The sequence below is a fragment of the Streptomyces parvulus genome (assembly GCF_014648855.1).
Lineage (GTDB): Bacteria > Actinomycetota > Actinomycetes > Streptomycetales > Streptomycetaceae > Streptomyces > Streptomyces parvulus.
Genome location: NZ_BMRX01000011.1, coordinates 282,761 through 298,000 on the forward strand (window position 1 = coordinate 282,761; position 15,240 = coordinate 298,000).

The following is a 15,240-nucleotide window of genomic DNA, read 5'->3' on the forward strand; positions in this document are numbered from 1 at the left end:
GCGCGGCCCTCGGGGTGCGGTGTGCGGGCAAGACGGCCGCCCGCGCGGGCAGCGGCCCGCCGCACTCCGCGGTCACGTACGCGGCGCCCGCTCGCGGACCATGAGGGCGGCCCGCTTGCTGGGCAGGTCGACCTCCGCGGCGTACCGGTACCCGGCGGCGCGGAACGCCGCGACGGAGGGGGCGTTGCGTACGTCGGGTTCGGCGAGAAGCCGGGTGCAGGCGGGCCGGGAGGAGAGGACCAGGTCGGTGACGGCGCGGATCAGCACGGTCCCGAGGCCCTGCCCGCGGTCGGCGTCCTCGCCGATCAGGAGGTGGAGGCCGGTGTCCTGCGGCCGGACGGGACAGTACCGGGCCAAGGGGTCGAGGTCGGCCCGGTAGATCTCCCAGTAGCTCATCGGGGCCCCGTCGAGCAGTCCGAGGCAGGGGACGCTGCGGCCGTCTCCGGTGAGCTGGGCCTTGACGTGGTCCTCCGTCACGCTCGGCGGTCCGGTCAGCTCCCAGTAGGCGGCGACGGCGGGGTCGTTCATCCAGCGGGCGATGAGTGGAAGGTCCCGGTCGAGGTCCACGGGCGCCAGGTGGAACACGCCCACGGGGGTGTCGGCCGGGCCCCAGTCGGCGACCCGGCCGAGCAGGCCGTCCCCGCCGGTGCCGGGGTCGTTCCCCGCGCTGCCGTAGAGGGCGATGAACTCCGCGGGCAGGTGCAGGTCGAGGGTGTCGTCGGCACTCGCGTCGGTGGAAGCCAAGGGTTCGCTCTTTCGGGACGGAGGGGTGGGCGGGCCGGGGTCGGGAGCGGGCCGGTCAGGCACGCAGGGGGTTGGCGACGGTGACGTAGACGGACTGGGTGTCCACCGGGCCGACGAGTTCGTCGAGGCCGCGGAGCCGGGTCAGCAGGTTCGCCTTGCAGCGCAGGACGGGCGATTCGAGGAAGTGTGCCGGGAGTGATCCGCACGGCTCGCCGGAGCCCCTCGCCCGCGCGGCCAGGAAGCGGCGGAACGCGGAGAGCAGCAGCCCTTCGTCGGCGAGGCCCTGGGAACCGAAGGCTCCGATGAGCCCGAACACGTTGTTGACGCCGAGGTAGTACGCGAAGCGCTCGTCGGTGACGTCGTCGGCGACGAAGGTGTCGCTGCGCTCACCGATGCCGGGCAGCCGGGCGTCGAGTGCCGCGCGGTGGGACTCGCGGAAGTAGTAGCCCTGGTTGTCGCGGTAGCGGCCGCCCGCGGGCCAGCCGTCGGTGTCCAGCATCAGCAGCGTGTTCTGCTGATGCGCCTCCAGGGCGATCCCCGCGTGGGCGTCCAGCCACAGGACGGGCCGTACGACGTGGTGGAGGTAGCGCAGGAACCACTCGGCGGCGACGGCCCCGCGCGGGCGGCCGGTCCGCCGGGCGAGCCGGGTGACGACCGCGGCCAGCCGGGAGGAGGGAAGGTCCGCCCGGTCGGCCTCCGGCCCCTCGGAAGCGTCCTCCCGCGCGTGGGGCGGCGGCGCGACGAGGCCGGCCACGCAGGAGACGTCGTCCGAGGGGCGGAAGGGGTTGTGCCGGAGGACCACGTCGAGCCCCGGCACCGGGTCGCCGTCCGGGCCGTCGACGGCCAGCCAGGCGGGATCGCGGACGACGTCGAAGTCCGGGTGGGCCGCCTGCCACTCGCGGGACAGCCCGGCGCGCAGCAGGCGGTGGACCTCGACACCGCGGTGGAGTTCCTTGCGGAGGTTCTCGCGCCGGGAGTTGGTGATGGACAGGGCGAGCGAGAGCTTCAGCATGGCCGGGGCGCCGGTGCGGTACACGGTCCGCAGCGAGGAGGTGGGGTGCCACGGGGCGCCCCCGGCGCCGAGGTCCCTGAGCAGCCCGGCGTCCAGCAGCGCGGCGGTCCCGGGCCGCTGCTGGACGGCGCGGAACTGCCAGGGGTGGAGCGGCAGGAGCGCGTACCCGTCGGGCGGCGCGGGCCCGTCCGCGGCCAGGCGCGCGACGAGGTCGGGGGCGGCCACCCGGCGGCCGCGCTCGGTCCAGGCCGAGTCGGCGGCGAGGACGGACGGGGCGACGGCCACCCAGTGCAGGGCGAAGGACCCGCGCAGTTCGGGTGAGTACCGGCGCCCCTCCGCCTCCGTGAGGCCTTCCCGGCTCTTGGGGGTGGGATGCAGCGGATGTCCGAGGAGGAGCGCCTGTTCGGCGGTGAGGAACAGGTCGGTGCCGGCTTCGGTGGCGGGAGGACCGTCGGGGCGCTCCGCGCGGTCGCGGAGGAACACGGCGGTGCGGCGGACCGAATCGGCCACGCGCGCGAGGAGGTCGGTTCCGTCGGGGCCGGGATCGCCGGGCGACTCACGCGCGAGCAGGGCGGCGAGCGCGACCGCGTCCACGGGAGGCGCCGAGGACGGGGTGCCGGAGAGGCGCGGGAGGCCGAAGCGGTGCCGGCCCGTCGCGGACCGGTAGCGGACGGGCACCGCCAGGGCCGTACCGGAGGCCGGGAGCGGGATGTGCAGGACGCCGCTGTGCGGAACGTCGACGCCTCTCTCGCGGACCCAGCAGCGGAGCAGGTTCCCGACGGTGGCCGCCTGTGCCGCGGCGTGGTGGCCGGACACCGGGGCGGCGGGCGGCGACGGTCTGGGGGACGGGACGGACATCAGGGCGGGTGCGGTCGGCGGAGTGGCGGACGGCCGGGGTCCGGCCGGTTCGGTGAAGGTCTGCTCGGCGGTGCCCGGCTCGGGCGTGGGGCTGCTGTGCAACGGGGTCCTCGTGACGTGCTGGAGCGGGGCGGCGGGGCTCAACGCGCGGTGCGCGCCCCCGGGGGTGGGCCGTGGTCGGCGCGGCTTCGCTCCGCCGCCTGCACGGCGTCGGCGAGGCGGTCCAGGACCGCCGACGTCTGCTCCTCGGTGACGATGAGGGGCGGCAGCAGTCGCAGCACGTTCCCGGCGGGGCCGGTCAGGTCCACGATCAACCCGCGCCGCAGGCACTCCCGTTGGACGGCGGCGGCGAGTTCCCCCGCGGTGCCCCCGCCCGGCCCGCCGTCCGGAGTCGTCAGCTCCATGGCGATCGCCAGGCCGCACCCGCGCACCGCCCCGACGCAGGCGAACTCCCCCGACAGGTCGCGCAGTCGGGCCAGTATCCGGGCCCCCACGCGGGCGGCGTGCTCGGCGAGGCGGTGGGCGCGGACGTAGGCCAGGGTGGCCGTGCCGGCGGCCAGGGCGAGTTGGTTGCCGCGGAAGGCGGCGGCGCCCGAGGCCCGTCCGTCGTCCAGATCGGTGCGGTGGACCACCGCGGCCAGGGGGAGGCTGCCGCCGATCGCCTTGGAGAGGACCAGCACGTCGGGGGTGACGCCGCTGTGCTCGACCGCCCAGAAGGCCCCGGTCCGCCCCACGCCCGTCTCGGTCTCGTCCGCGACGAGGGGCACGGACCGCCGCTCCGTGATCCGGCGCAGGCCGCGCAGCCAGGTGCCGGGAACGGGCCGCGGGCCGCACTCGCCGCGCACCGCTTCGACCAGCACCCCGGCGGGCGCCTCACCGGCCTCCGGCCAGCACGTCGCCGGGTCCGCCGCGTACTGGGCGTCGGTGGGGGTGACGACCCGGGCCCGGCCGGTCGCGGCGCGGACCAGGGCGACGGCGGTGGCCACCGGCTCGGTGCCGCCCGGTCCGCAGAACCGCACGCGCGCGTGGCCGGCGAGACCCGGCGGCAGGGTGCGCAGCAGCTCGGCGACGAAGGCGTCCTCGACCGGCGTGGTGAGGCCGGTGACCTGCAAGGGCGCGCCGGAGTCGAGCACCCTGCGGATCGCCTCCAGCACCACCGGGTGGTTGTGTCCGAGCGCCAGGGACCCCGCTCCCGACGAGCAGTCGAGGTAGCGGCGGCCGTCGGCGTCCTCGATGGTGAGCCCGCGGGCCCGCACCGGCACGACCGGCAGGGCGCGCGCGTAGGTACGCGCCGCGCTCTCGCGCGCCTGCCGGCGCCTCACCGCGCCCCCCGGCCCGGCAGCGGCGGAGTCCCCGAACTCCGCCCGCTCACCCTCCGTGCCGGCACCTCCGGGCCCGGCGCTCCCGGCCGCGGCCGTGATCACCTCGTACGCGGACTCCACCACGGCTCCCCCACCTCCCCTGGTCACCCGGCAGCGACCCCCACCGCTAGCAACCGGTGCGCGTGCCAGGGGTTACGGGTTGCCCGAAGATCATTGCCGTCGGGGCGGCTGTGTCCGAACCGTTGCCGTTCCGTCGGAACTCCCCCACAGGCGGCGCATAGTGTGTGGTCCCGTTCCAGGTCGCCGCCGCCCCGCGAAGTCCGGGACGGCCGGCAGGCCGGACCGGGGAGGCGGAGCGGCCGGCGCCGCACCACGTTCGTTCACAGCAGGGGGAGTCGACACCATGCGATCCATACGTCCGTCGTTCAGCATGCGCGGAAAGGGGCGCGGACGGCGCGGGGGCTCGTCCGCGGCCGCGGTGGCGCTCGTCTCGGCGCTCGCGCTCACCGCCACCGCGTGCGAGTCCGGCGACCCCGAGGCGGGCGGCGAGGCGTCGGCCTCCGCGACCGCCGCGGACGACGGCAACGGCGGCATCCGCATCCCGGAGCACATCAAGGACAAGCTCAAGGAACGCGGGATCGACGTCGACGACTGGAAGAACGGCGCCTGGCGGGACTGGAGCAAGGACGACTGGCTGCGCGAGGCGCAGGACTTCGTCAACCCGATCATCGCCGGCCTGTGGGACCCGGACCGGATGCGGGACGCCGAGGAGCCGGGCAAGGAGGTCGACGACAGCGACCTCTCGGGCGACCAGGGCGTCACCGACCCGGAGCCGGCACCCGTCGAGGCCCGGCCCGTCGCTCCCAAGTACCACGACAGCGCCGCCACGGCGGGCAAGGTGCTCTTCGACTCGCCCGAGGGCTCGATGGTCTGCTCGGCGACCGTGGTCGAGGACCCGGCCAACCCCGGCAAGTCCAACCTGGTGTGGACGGCCGGCCACTGCGTGCACGCCGGCAAGAAGGGCGGCTGGTACCGCAACATCGCCTTCGTTCCCTCGTACAACGACGCCGGCAAGTCGGCCGCGGAGCTCCAGGACGCCACCAAGGAGGAGCTCGCTCCCTACGGCGTCTGGTGGGGCGACTGGGCGCAGACCTCCGACCAGTGGATCGAGCAGGGCGGTGCGACGGGCGGTGACGGCGCTCCGTACGACTACGCCGTGATCCACGTGACGCCGGAGAAGGGCGGCGGCGGCAAGTCGCTGGAGGAGACCGTCGGCGCCGCGCTGCCGGTGGACTTCGGGGCGCCCGCGGTGCCCGAGGTCGAGAGCATCGAGGCGACCGGCTACCCGGCGGCGCCGCCGTACGACGGCCAGAAGCTGTACCAGTGCCAGGACAAGCCCGGACGGCTGTCCATCGAGGCCGCCGACCCGACGATGTACCGCATCGGCTGCACCATGACCGGCGGTTCGTCCGGCGGCGGCTGGGTCGCGACCGGCTCCGACGGCAAGCCGGCGCTGGTGTCCAACACCTCGATCGGCCCGGTGACGGCGGGCTGGCTGGCCGGTCCGCGGCTGGACAAGCGCGCCAAGGGCGTGCTCGACGCGGTCAGCGGCAAGTTCGCCGGTCAGTGAGCGCGGCCCGCAGGCCGCGCTGAACCAGCAGGACGGTGGGGCGGGTCGGGCCGCGGTCCGGCGCCCCACCGGGCGTTCCTTCACTCACACACGTTCCAACGGGGGTCGTACCAGGATGCGTTCCACACCCATGTCCGCCGCGCCACGGCGCGTCCGGCGCACCGCTTTCGTCGCGGCCGGTCTCGTCACCGCCCTGACGCTGACCGCTTGCGGATCGGACCAGGAGGAGGCCGACGCCAAGCCGGCCGACGGCGCCTCGCAGGCCGCCGACGCCGGTGCCTCCGGTGACGGCGAGGGCGGTCTGCCCGCCGGGATCGCCGACCGGCTCAAGGAGCAGGGCATCGACGTCGACCAGTGGAAGGAAGGCGGCTGGAAGAACTGGGACCGGGACAAGTGGCTCACCGAGGCCAAGGACTTCGTCAACCCGATGATCGAGGGCCTGTGGAAGCCCGACCGGATGAAGTCCGCCCAGGAGGCCGACAAGACCGTCACCACCCAGGACGCCTCCGCCGACCAGGGTGCCACCGACCCGGAGCCCGCCCCGGTGGAGGCCGTCGCCGAGAAGACGCCCTACCACGACAACGCCGCCCCGGTGGGCAAGGTCTTCTTCGACTCGCCCGAGGGATCGATGGTCTGCTCGGGCACCGTCATCAAGGACGTGAACCACCCGGGCAAGTCCAACCTGGTGTGGACGGCCGGGCACTGCGTGCACGCCGGCGGCAGCGGCGGCTGGTACCGCAACATCGCCTTCGTGCCGTCGTACAACGACCTCGCCAAGTCGGAGGCGCAGCTGGCCGACGCGACGACCGCCGAGATGGCGCCGTACGGCACCTGGTGGGCCGACTGGGCGTCGACGTCCAACCAGTGGATCCAGGGCGGTTCGGAGGAGGGCGGCGACGGCGCCGCCTACGACTACTCGGTGCTGCACGTGAAGCCCGAACAGGGCAGCAAGTCCCTGGAGGAGACCGTCGGTGCCGCCCTGGAGGTGGACTTCTCCGCGCCGTCCGCGACCGAGGTGCCCAGCATGGGCGCGTGGGGCTACCCGGCCGCGGCGCCGTACAACGGGCTGCAGATGTTCAAGTGCGTCGACCGGCCCGGCCGGCTGTCGCTGAGCCCGTCGCTGCCCACGATGTACCGCATCGGCTGCACCATGACCGGAGGTTCGTCCGGCGGCGGCTGGTTCCGGGTGGTGGACGGTGAGACCAGGCTGGTCTCGAACACCTCGATCGGCCCGCTGGAGAACACCTGGCTGGCGGGTCCGCGCCTCGGCCCGGAGGCGCAGGAGATGTACCAGAACATGAGCAGGACGTACGGCGGTCAGTGACCGGACGCCGGAAGGCCCGCCCCCGCTGCGTGCGGGGGCGGGCCTTCCGGCGTTCGCGATGCCCGGGTCAGAGCGCGGGCGTCGGGGCGTACGGCGTCAGCTCCGCCGCCAGCTCCTCGTGCACCCGCACCTTGAGCAGGGTGCCCTCCGCGGTGTGCTCCTCGGAGATCACCTCGCCCTCGTCGTGGGCGCGCGCGACCAGCTTGCCGTGGGTGTACGGCACGAGCGCCTCGATCTCCACCGAGGGACGCGGCAGCTCGTTGTCGATCAGGGCGAGCAGCTGGTCGATGTTGCGACCGGTGCGTGCCGAGACGGCGATGGCGCGCTTCTCGACCCGCAGCAGCCGCTGCAGGACCAGCGGGTCGGCCATGTCCGCCTTGTTGACGACGACGATCTCGGGTACGTCGGTGGCGCCGACGTCCCTGATCACCTCGCGCACTGCGGCCAGCTGCTCCTCCGGGACCGGGTGCGAACCGTCGACCACGTGCAGGATCAGGTCGGATTCGCCGACCTCCTCCATCGTGGAGCGGAACGCCTCGACCAGGTGGTGCGGCAGGTGCCGGACGAAGCCGACGGTGTCGGCCAGCGTGTACAGGCGGCCGCTCGGCGTCTCCGCGCGGCGGACGGTCGGGTCCAGGGTGGCGAACAGCGCGTTCTCCACCAGGACGCCCGCGCCCGTCAGGCGGTTGAGCAGCGAGGACTTGCCGGCGTTGGTGTACCCCGCGATGGCGACGGAGGGCACCTTGTGGCGCTTGCGCTCCTGGCGCTTGATCTCGCGGCCGGTCTTCATCTCCGCGATCTCCCGGCGCATCTTCGCCATCTTCTCGCGGATCCGGCGCCGGTCCGTCTCGATCTTGGTCTCACCGGGACCGCGGGTGGCGAGACCGCCGCCCTTGCCGCCGCCCATCTGACGGGACAGCGACTGGCCCCAGCCGCGCAGCCTGGGCAGCATGTACTGCATCTGCGCGAGCGCGACCTGCGCCTTGCCCTCACGGGACTTGGCGTGCTGGGCGAAGATGTCCAGGATCAGGGCGGTGCGGTCGATGACCTTGACCTTGACGACGTCCTCGAGGTGGATCAGCTGTCCGGGGCTCAGCTCACCGTCGCAGATGACGGTGTCGGCGCCCGTGTGGAGGACGACGTCGCGCAGCTCCTCGGCCTTGCCGGAGCCGATGTAGGTCGCGGCGTCCGGCTTGTCGCGGCGCTGGATGACGCCGTCGAGGACGAGGGCGCCGGCCGTCTCGGCGAGGGCGGCCAGCTCGGCCAGCGAGTTCTCCGCGTCCTGCACGGTGCCCGAGGTCCACACGCCGACGAGGACGACCCGCTCCAGGCGGAGCTGGCGGTACTCGACCTCGGTGACGTCCTCGAGCTCGGTGGAGAGGCCCGCCACACGGCGCAGGGCCGCGCGGTCGGAGCGGTCGAACTGCTCACCGTCCCACGTCGAGTCGATCTCGTGGCTCCGGGCGACGTCCTCTTCCATCAGGGCATCGGCCCGAAGGCCCTCGGGATAGGTCTGCGCGAGACGCTTGGTGTCCTGGGAGTGGGAAGAAGAGGAGGTCATTGGATCCTTACGTAGGTGGGAGACGCGTCGGGCCGCACTTCGGCCGCGACACTGTGCACAACGCGTGAGCGGCCGGGTAGATTCCCGCGGCCCGTACCGCGCCGTCCCGAAGATGGTCGCACGGCACGAGCCGTCTCGTCACCGGCTTATCGCCCGTGCGCCCCGGAGGGCGCGGGCGCCTTGGCGGCGGCCGTGGGCTTCCAGTCCGGGTGGCCGGGCATCGGCGGGGTCTTCTGCCCGTACAGCCAGCCCTGGAGGAAGCCGCCCAGGTCGCGTCCCGCGATCTCGGAGGCGAGCCGGACGAAGTCGGCGGTGGTGGCGTTGGCGTCCCGGTGGCGGTCGACCCAGCCGGCCTCCAGGCGCTCGAAGGCCTCCCGGCCGATCTCCTGGCGCAGGGCGTAGAGCACCAGCGCGGCCCCGTCGTAGACGTTGGCGCGGAAGATCCCGGTCTTGCTGCCGGACGTGGGCGGCTTGGGGGCGGCCGGGGGCCCTCCCTTGGCCCGCCAGCCGTCGGAGGCGCCGTAGGCGGCCTTCATCCGCGCCGCCACGGTCTTGCCGGCGGTCTCCTCCGCGTACAGGGCCTCGTACCAGGTGGCGTGCCCCTCGTTGAGCCACAGGTCGGACCAGGTGCCGGGGCTGACGCTGTTGCCGAACCACTGGTGGGCCAGCTCGTGCACCATGATCGAGTCGACGTACCACTCGGGGTAGCCGGGCTCGGTGAACAGTTCGCGCTCGAAGAGGGAGAGCGTCTGGGTCTCGAGCTCGAAGCCGGTGGTGGCGTCGGCCATGAGCAGGCCGTACGTCTCGAAGGGGTAGCGCCCGACCTTCTTCTCCATCCAGGCGATCTGGTCCGGCGTCTTGCGCAGCCACGGTTCGAGCGCCGCGCGGTGGGCGGTCGGGACGACGTCCCGGACGGGCAGTCCGTGCGGGCCGGTGCGGTGCAGCACCGTGGAGCGGCCGATGGAGACCTGGGCGAGTTCCGTCGCCATGGGGTGCCGGGTCCGGTAGGTCCAGGTGGTCGACCCGCCGGTGCGGTCGACGTCGGCCGGCAGTCCGTTGGCGACGGCCGTGAGCCCGTCGGGCGCGGTGACGCGGAAGGTGAAGCGCGCCTTGTCGGAGGGGTGGTCGTTGCAGGGGAAGACCAGGTGGGCGACGTCGGCCTGGTTGGCCATGGCGAGGCCGTCGGCGGTGCGCACCCAGCCGCCCTGGCGGTCCTCCGGATACACGGGGTCGCTGCTGTGCCGCACGGTGATCCGCGTCCACTCGCCCTCGTCCAGGGCGTCGTCCGGGGTGACGACCAGGTCCTCGCCGGCCGTGGCGAAGGCGGCGGGCTCGCCGTCGACCTCGACGGAGTCGACCTTGCCGTGGGCGAAGTCGAGGTTGACCCGGTCCAGGTCGGCCGTCGTCCGGGCGTCGATCGTGGTGACGGCCTTCAGCGGCTTGCTGTTGCTGCCCGAGTAGGTGAAGGAGAGGTCGTACGCAGCCACGTCGTAGCCGGGGTTGCCCAGGTGCGGGTAGAGCCGGTCGCCGACGCCGAGCGGGGCGGGCGGGGCGCTCGCGGCGACCAGGCAGACGGAGACGGCCGAGGCGAGCAGGGCCACCGCCCTGAGCCGGCGGCGGGAGCGTGCGCGGGGCCCCGCGTCACGGGAGGGCGGGGTGTGAGGGGTGTGCGGCATCCCTCACGGCTATCAGCGCGCGCGTGCCCCGCGGCGACGGCGCGCGCCCGGGGCACTCGAACGGGTACGTCCGGCTCAGGCCCCGGTGGGCTGCGGCTGGGACCGGCTCACGTCGTACACGCCGGCCACGTCGCGCATCGCGCGCATCAGGGCGGGCAGCCGGGCCGCGTCCGGGAGCAGCACGGTGTAGGTGTGGCGGACCCGCTGGCGGTCCGGGGGTTCGACGGTCGCGGAGACGATCTCGGCGCCTTCGAGGGCCATGGCCTCGGTGAGGTCGGCCAGGAGGTGCGGGCGGCCGAACGATTCGGCGAGCAGGGTGACCCGGCATTCGGTGCCGTCGCCCCAGCGCACCCCGACCTCGGGCCGGCCGGCGCCCTTCATGCGGTCCACCGCGCCGCACTCCGCGCGGTGCACGGTCACCACTCCCCCGCGCACGGCGAAGCCGGTGATCGGGTCCGGCGGCACGGGGGTGCAGCAGCCCGCCAGGCGGACGGTGGCGCCCGGCGGGTCGACCAGCACGTCGGCGGACTCGCGGGCGGCGGGGCGCGGGGCGTGGGCGGGAGCCTCGTCGGCGGGGCCGCCGGGGTGGGTCCGGTCCCCGGTGTCCGCCGCCGGGGCCTCGGTGTCGGCGGGCGCCGGGCGCGCGGCGAGCCTGCGCTGGATGGCGATGCGCGCGGCGGGCGTGTGGGCGTGCTCCAGCCAGTCGCTGGACGGCTCGGAGGCGGGGTCCTGGCCCATCAGGAGCTGTACGCCGTCGCCGTCGCGCAGCACCGTGCTCATGGTGGCCAGGCGGCCGTTGACCCGGGCGCCCATGCAGGCGTGCGCGTCCTCGCCGTACTGGGCGTAGGCGGCGTCGACGCAGGTGGCGCCCTCGGGGAGGCCGAGGGTGCCGCCGTCGGGGCGGAAGACGGTGATCTCGCGGTCCTGGGCGAGGTCCTCGCGCAGGGTGGACCAGAAGGTGTCGGGGTCGGGCGCGCCGCGCTGCCAGTCGAGCAGCCGGGAGAGCCAGCCGGGCCGGGTCGGGTCGACGCGTTCGCCGTCGCCCGCGGTCTGCTCCTCGGCGGGCGCGGCGTAGGGGTTGCCGAGCGCGACGACGCCCGCCTCGGCGACCTTGTGCATCTGGTGGGTGCGGATGAGGACTTCGACGACCTGGCCGTCCGACGGGCGGGCCACGGCCGTGTGCAGCGACTGGTACAGGTTGAACTTGGGGACGGCGATGAAGTCCTTGAACTCCGAGACGACGGGCGTCATGCAGGTGTGCAGTTCGCCGAGGACGGCGTAGCAGTCGGCGTCCTCCTGCACGAGGACCAGCAGGCGGCCGAAGTCGGCGCCGCGGAGCGGGTCGCGTTTGCGGGAGACGCGGTGCAGGGACACGAAGTGGCGGGGCCGGATGAGGACTTCGGCGTTGATGTCGGCCTCGCGCAGCACCTTGCGCACGTCCTCGGCGACCTCGGCCAGCGGATCGTCGGCGCGGGCGGCGTTCTGGTCGATCAGCTCCCGGGTGTGCTCGTACTCCTCGGGGTGCATGACCGCGAAGACGAGGTCCTCCAGCTCGGACTTGAGCGCCTGGACGCCGAGCCGTTCGGCGAGCGGGATGAGCACGTCGCGCGTCACCTTGGCGATGCGCTCCTGTTTCTCGCGGCGCATCACGCCGAGGGTGCGCATGTTGTGCAGCCGGTCGGCGAGTTTGATCGACATGACGCGGACGTCGTTGCCGGTGGCGAGGAGCATCTTGCGGAAGGTCTCGGGCTCGGCGGCGGCGCCGTAGTCGACCTTCTCCAGCTTGGTGACGCCGTCGACGAGGTAGCGGACCTCGGCGCCGAACTGCTCGCCCACCTGATCGAGCGTCACGTCGGTGTCCTCGACGGTGTCGTGCAGGAGCGAGGCGGTCAAAGTGGTCGTCTCCGCGCCGAGTTCGGCGAGGATCAGGGTGACGGCGAGGGGATGGGTGATGTACGGCTCGCCGCTCTTGCGCATCTGGCCGCGGTGCGAGGACTCGGCCAGGACGTAGGCGCGGCGCAGCGGATCGAGGTCGGCGTCGGGATGGTGGGCGCGGTGCGCCTCGACGACGTGGCCGATGGCGTCGGGCAGCCGGCCGCGGGAGGCGGAGCCGAGCAGCGCGGCGCGGCCGAGCCGGCGCAGGTCGATCCGGGGGCGGGACTTCCTGCGGGCCCCCGCGGACGGGACCGCGCCCGCGCTCGCGGGCGTCACGGGGCCGGGGCTCGCTGGATTCACGGCCTCCGCGTTCATGGGCACCTCCGGCTGCGTAAACCGGCGGACGGGGTATCCCAGGGCGGACACGGCTCAGGGGATGGTGTCGGTCCCCCGTCCGGGCCGGTGCTTGATGCTATCGAGCCCACCACGTGCGGCCGACCGCCTCTCGCCGAGCGTGAAACGGATCACCCATTCGAGCGATGAGCCGAGGGTTTACGTTTTCGTACTGAGTGTCATGGACCGGGCTGTGGTTCACCCGGTCGTGGTGGTGGCGAGTACCCCCTCCAGCCATGCCGAGTCGAATTCCCCCTCCGCGACGATCACCGCGGGTCCGGTCATCTCGACCTCGCCGTCGGGGCGCTCGGTGATGACCAGGGTGCCGCCGGGCAGGTCCACGGTGTAGGTCGCGGGGGTGCCGGTGACCGCCGGGTCGGCGCCGTCCCTGCGGGCGGTGGCGACGGCGACCGCGCAGGCGCCGGTGCCGCAGGAGCGGGTCTCCCCGGAGCCGCGCTCGTGCACGCGCATCGCGACATGGCGGGGGCCCCGGTCGACGACGAACTCGACGTTGACGCCGTCCGGGTAGGCGCCGGCCGGTCCGACGGGCGGCGCGGTGTACAGGTCGCCGGCGTGGTCGAGGTCGGCGACGTGGGCGACCGCGTGGGGGTTGCCCATGTTGACGTTCCGGGCGGGCCAGCTGCGCTCGCCGACGCTCACCACGACGTCGCCCTCGGGGAGCAGTGCGCGGCCCATACCGACCGTCACGTCGCCGTTCTTGGCGAGGTGGACGGTCTTCACGCCGCCGCGCGTGGCGATGACCAGGTCGCCCTCGGCCGCGTGCCCGGCACGCTGGAGATAGCGGGCGAAGACCCGCACGCCGTTGCCGCACATCTCCGCGACGGAGCCGTCGCCGTTGCGGTAGTCCATGAACCACTCCGCCTCGGCCGCCAGGTGCCGGGCGTCGGGGTGCGCCGCGGACCGCACCACGTGCAGCAGTCCGTCGCCGCCGAGGCCCGCTCGGCGGTCGCACAGGGCGGCGACGGCGGCCGGGGGCAGGTCGACGGTGTTCTCCGGGTCCGGGACGATCACGAAGTCGTTCTCGGTGCCGTGACCCTTGAGGAAGGCGATCCGCGTGCTCATTCTTCGATCGTACGGGTTGGGTACGACGAGCCGGGGACGGGAGCTTCGGCGGAGGGTGTGCGAGGGTCTCAGCCCCGCAGGCGGGCCACCCGCCACACGGCCAGGACGACGATCGCGGCGACCGTGAGGGCGTAGACGGTGATCATCCGCCAGTCGGCGCGGCGTCCCGAGCCGCGCTGCGGCAGGCCGGGCCAGGTGTGGCCGACCCGGCGGGCGGCCATCATGCCCCAGCCGGCCGCGCACGAGCAGATCAGCAGCCCCAGCATCGCGATCACGGCGCCGCTGTCGCCGAAGTCGAAGGCGAGCGGGAAGGCGAACATCAGGGAGCCGAGGGCGGCGAGGCAGACGATGGGCGCCAGCTGCCAGATCCGCAGCCGGCGCTGGGGCCGCAGTTCGACCTCGACCTCGTCCCCGTACATCTCGTCCGGCTCGGGTCCGTCGGCCGCCACGCCCTCCGGAGCGGAGTCGGGGCCGTCGGGGCTCAGGGCCGCCGCGTCCGGCTCCGGGCCGCCGCGTCCGGCGGTGCCGTGCTCGGTGCTCGGTGCGGTGTCGCGAGGGCCGGCCTCCATCGCCACGCGCCCTCCCAACTAGGACTCACTCGGTCGATCGAAGCTCGATGATGGCACGCCGCCGGAGGCCGGGATGACGGCCGGGGCGTCCCGATGCCATCACGTGATCAGGCTGTAACCGGTCGTTCGACCAACGACAGGGCGAGCCGCGGAAGTTCCGTGCGATCCGCCACACCCCCACTCAACCAGTGCACCCGCGGGTCGCGCCTGAACCACGAATCCTGACGGCGCGCGAAGCGCTTGGTGGCACGGACGGTCTCCGCGCGCGCCTCGTCGAGCGTGCAGTCACCGGCGAGGGCGGCGAGCACCTGCTGGTAGCCGAGCGCGCGCGACGCCGTACGCCCCTCGCGCAACCCCTGCGCCTCCAGTGCGCGCACTTCCTCGACCAGTCCCGCCTCCCACATCCGGTCCACCCGCAGGGCGATGCGCTCGTCCAGCTCGGGGCGGGCCACGTCGACGCCGATCTGCACGGTGTCGTAGACGGAGTCGTGGCCGGGGAGGTTGGCGGTGAAGGGCCGGCCGGTGATCTCGATCACCTCGAGGGCGCGCACGATGCGGCGGCCGTTGCCGGGGAGGATGGCCCGCCCGGCAGCCGGGTCGGCGGCGGCGAGGCGGGCGTGCAGCGCCCCCGGGCCCAGCTCGGCGAGCTCCTCCTCCAGCCGGGCCCGGACCGCGGGGTCGGTGCCGGGGAACTCCAGGTTGTCGACGGCACCGCGGACGTAGAGGCCGGAGCCGCCGACGAGGACCGGCCAGCGTCCCTCGGCGAGCAGGGCGTCGATGCGCTCCCGGGCCAGCCGCTGGTACTCGGCGACGGAGGCCGCGACCGTCACGTCCCAGATGTCCAGGAGGTGGTGGGTGACGCCGCCGCGCTCCGCGGGCGTCAGTTTGGCGGTGCCGATGTCCATCCCACGGTAGAGCTGCATGGAGTCGGCGTTGACGACCTCGCCGCCGAGCCGCTGGGCCAGGAAGACGCCCAGATCGGACTTTCCGGCCGCGGTGGGTCCGACTACGGCGATGACACGGGGGGCGGAGGGTGCGCTGCTCACCGGACCAGTCTCGCAAACCCCGCACCTCGCCCCCGAACGAGCTACGTGACGGTCCGGGACCGGCGTCGTTGCCCGTTGCGAGGTTCCCGCTCCCCGGGCGGGCGGGGCGATGGCCACGGCCACGCGAACGGACGCACCGGATGCCGC

Annotated in this window: 11 protein-coding genes; 2 read left to right on the plus strand and 9 right to left on the minus strand. The window is 73.9% G+C overall.

The window, feature by feature from the left end:
• Window positions 1-72 precede the first annotated feature (72 nt).
• From IE108_RS23465 to IE108_RS23475, 3 genes are read right to left on the minus strand one after another with little or no spacing between them, the layout of a single operon-like run.
• Window positions 73-744, minus strand: a complete 672-nt coding sequence (locus IE108_RS23465) for a GNAT family N-acetyltransferase (RefSeq protein WP_064730182.1) — start codon at window positions 742-744, stop codon at window positions 73-75.
• A 55-nt stretch (window positions 745-799) separates the two neighbouring features.
• Entirely contained in the window at window positions 800-2,716 is a 1,917-nt protein-coding gene (locus IE108_RS23470) for an IucA/IucC family protein (RefSeq protein WP_373297039.1), read from the minus strand.
• Between the two features lie 38 nt (window positions 2,717-2,754).
• A complete protein-coding gene (locus IE108_RS23475; protein ID WP_107420301.1) occupies window positions 2,755-4,059 on the minus strand; it encodes an aminotransferase class III-fold pyridoxal phosphate-dependent enzyme in 1,305 nt (434 codons plus the stop codon).
• Between the two features lie 280 nt (window positions 4,060-4,339).
• Between IE108_RS23475 and IE108_RS23480 the strand changes: the two genes are divergently transcribed.
• A complete protein-coding gene (locus tag IE108_RS23480) occupies window positions 4,340-5,566 on the plus strand; it encodes a trypsin-like serine peptidase (RefSeq protein WP_064730181.1) in 1,227 nt (408 codons plus the stop codon).
• Window positions 5,567-5,681: 115 nt separating this feature from the next.
• Window positions 5,682-6,890, plus strand: a complete 1,209-nt coding sequence (locus tag IE108_RS23485) for a trypsin-like serine peptidase (RefSeq protein ID WP_064730180.1) — start codon at window positions 5,682-5,684, stop codon at window positions 6,888-6,890.
• 67 nt (window positions 6,891-6,957) lie between these two features.
• Here IE108_RS23485 and hflX read toward each other — a convergent pair whose 3' ends face one another.
• From hflX to miaA, 6 genes are all read right to left on the minus strand, one after another.
• Window positions 6,958-8,451, minus strand: a complete 1,494-nt coding sequence (hflX, locus tag IE108_RS23490) for a GTPase HflX (RefSeq protein WP_064730179.1) — start codon at window positions 8,449-8,451, stop codon at window positions 6,958-6,960.
• Window positions 8,452-8,597: 146 nt separating this feature from the next.
• A complete protein-coding gene (locus IE108_RS23495) occupies window positions 8,598-10,127 on the minus strand; it encodes a M1 family metallopeptidase (protein ID WP_064730178.1) in 1,530 nt (509 codons plus the stop codon).
• A 75-nt stretch (window positions 10,128-10,202) separates the two neighbouring features.
• Entirely contained in the window at window positions 10,203-12,377 is a 2,175-nt protein-coding gene (locus tag IE108_RS23500; protein WP_064730177.1) for a RelA/SpoT family protein, read from the minus strand.
• A 216-nt stretch (window positions 12,378-12,593) separates the two neighbouring features.
• Window positions 12,594-13,478, minus strand: coding sequence for a diaminopimelate epimerase (dapF, locus tag IE108_RS23505; protein ID WP_064730176.1), 885 nt, complete (start codon window positions 13,476-13,478; stop codon window positions 12,594-12,596).
• A gap of 68 nt (window positions 13,479-13,546) precedes the next feature.
• Complete coding sequence (locus IE108_RS23510; protein WP_064730175.1) at window positions 13,547-14,047, minus strand: hypothetical protein; 501 nt, start codon at window positions 14,045-14,047, stop codon at window positions 13,547-13,549.
• 107 nt (window positions 14,048-14,154) lie between these two features.
• On the minus strand, window positions 14,155-15,093 hold the full coding sequence (miaA, locus tag IE108_RS23515) for a tRNA (adenosine(37)-N6)-dimethylallyltransferase MiaA (protein ID WP_064730174.1): 939 nt from the start codon (window positions 15,091-15,093) through the stop codon (window positions 14,155-14,157).
• Window positions 15,094-15,240: the final 147 nt, after the last annotated feature.

What these genes read in the sequence shown, in the direction of transcription:
- IE108_RS23495 (WP_064730178.1), bottom strand. Translation starts at nt 10,127, where the DNA reads ATGCCGCACACCCCTCACACCCCGCCCTCCCGTGACGCGGGGCCCCGC.
- IE108_RS23500 (WP_064730177.1), bottom strand. Translation starts at nt 12,377, where the DNA reads ATGAACGCGGAGGCCGTGAATCCAGCGAGCCCCGGCCCCGTGACGCCC.
- IE108_RS23510 (WP_064730175.1), bottom strand. Translation starts at nt 14,047, where the DNA reads ATGGAGGCCGGCCCTCGCGACACCGCACCGAGCACCGAGCACGGCACC.
- IE108_RS23480 (WP_064730181.1), top strand. Translation starts at nt 4,340, where the DNA reads ATGCGATCCATACGTCCGTCGTTCAGCATGCGCGGAAAGGGGCGCGGA.
- dapF (WP_064730176.1), bottom strand. Translation starts at nt 13,478, where the DNA reads ATGAGCACGCGGATCGCCTTCCTCAAGGGTCACGGCACCGAGAACGAC.
- IE108_RS23485 (WP_064730180.1), top strand. Translation starts at nt 5,682, where the DNA reads ATGCGTTCCACACCCATGTCCGCCGCGCCACGGCGCGTCCGGCGCACC.
- hflX (WP_064730179.1), bottom strand. Translation starts at nt 8,451, where the DNA reads ATGACCTCCTCTTCTTCCCACTCCCAGGACACCAAGCGTCTCGCGCAG.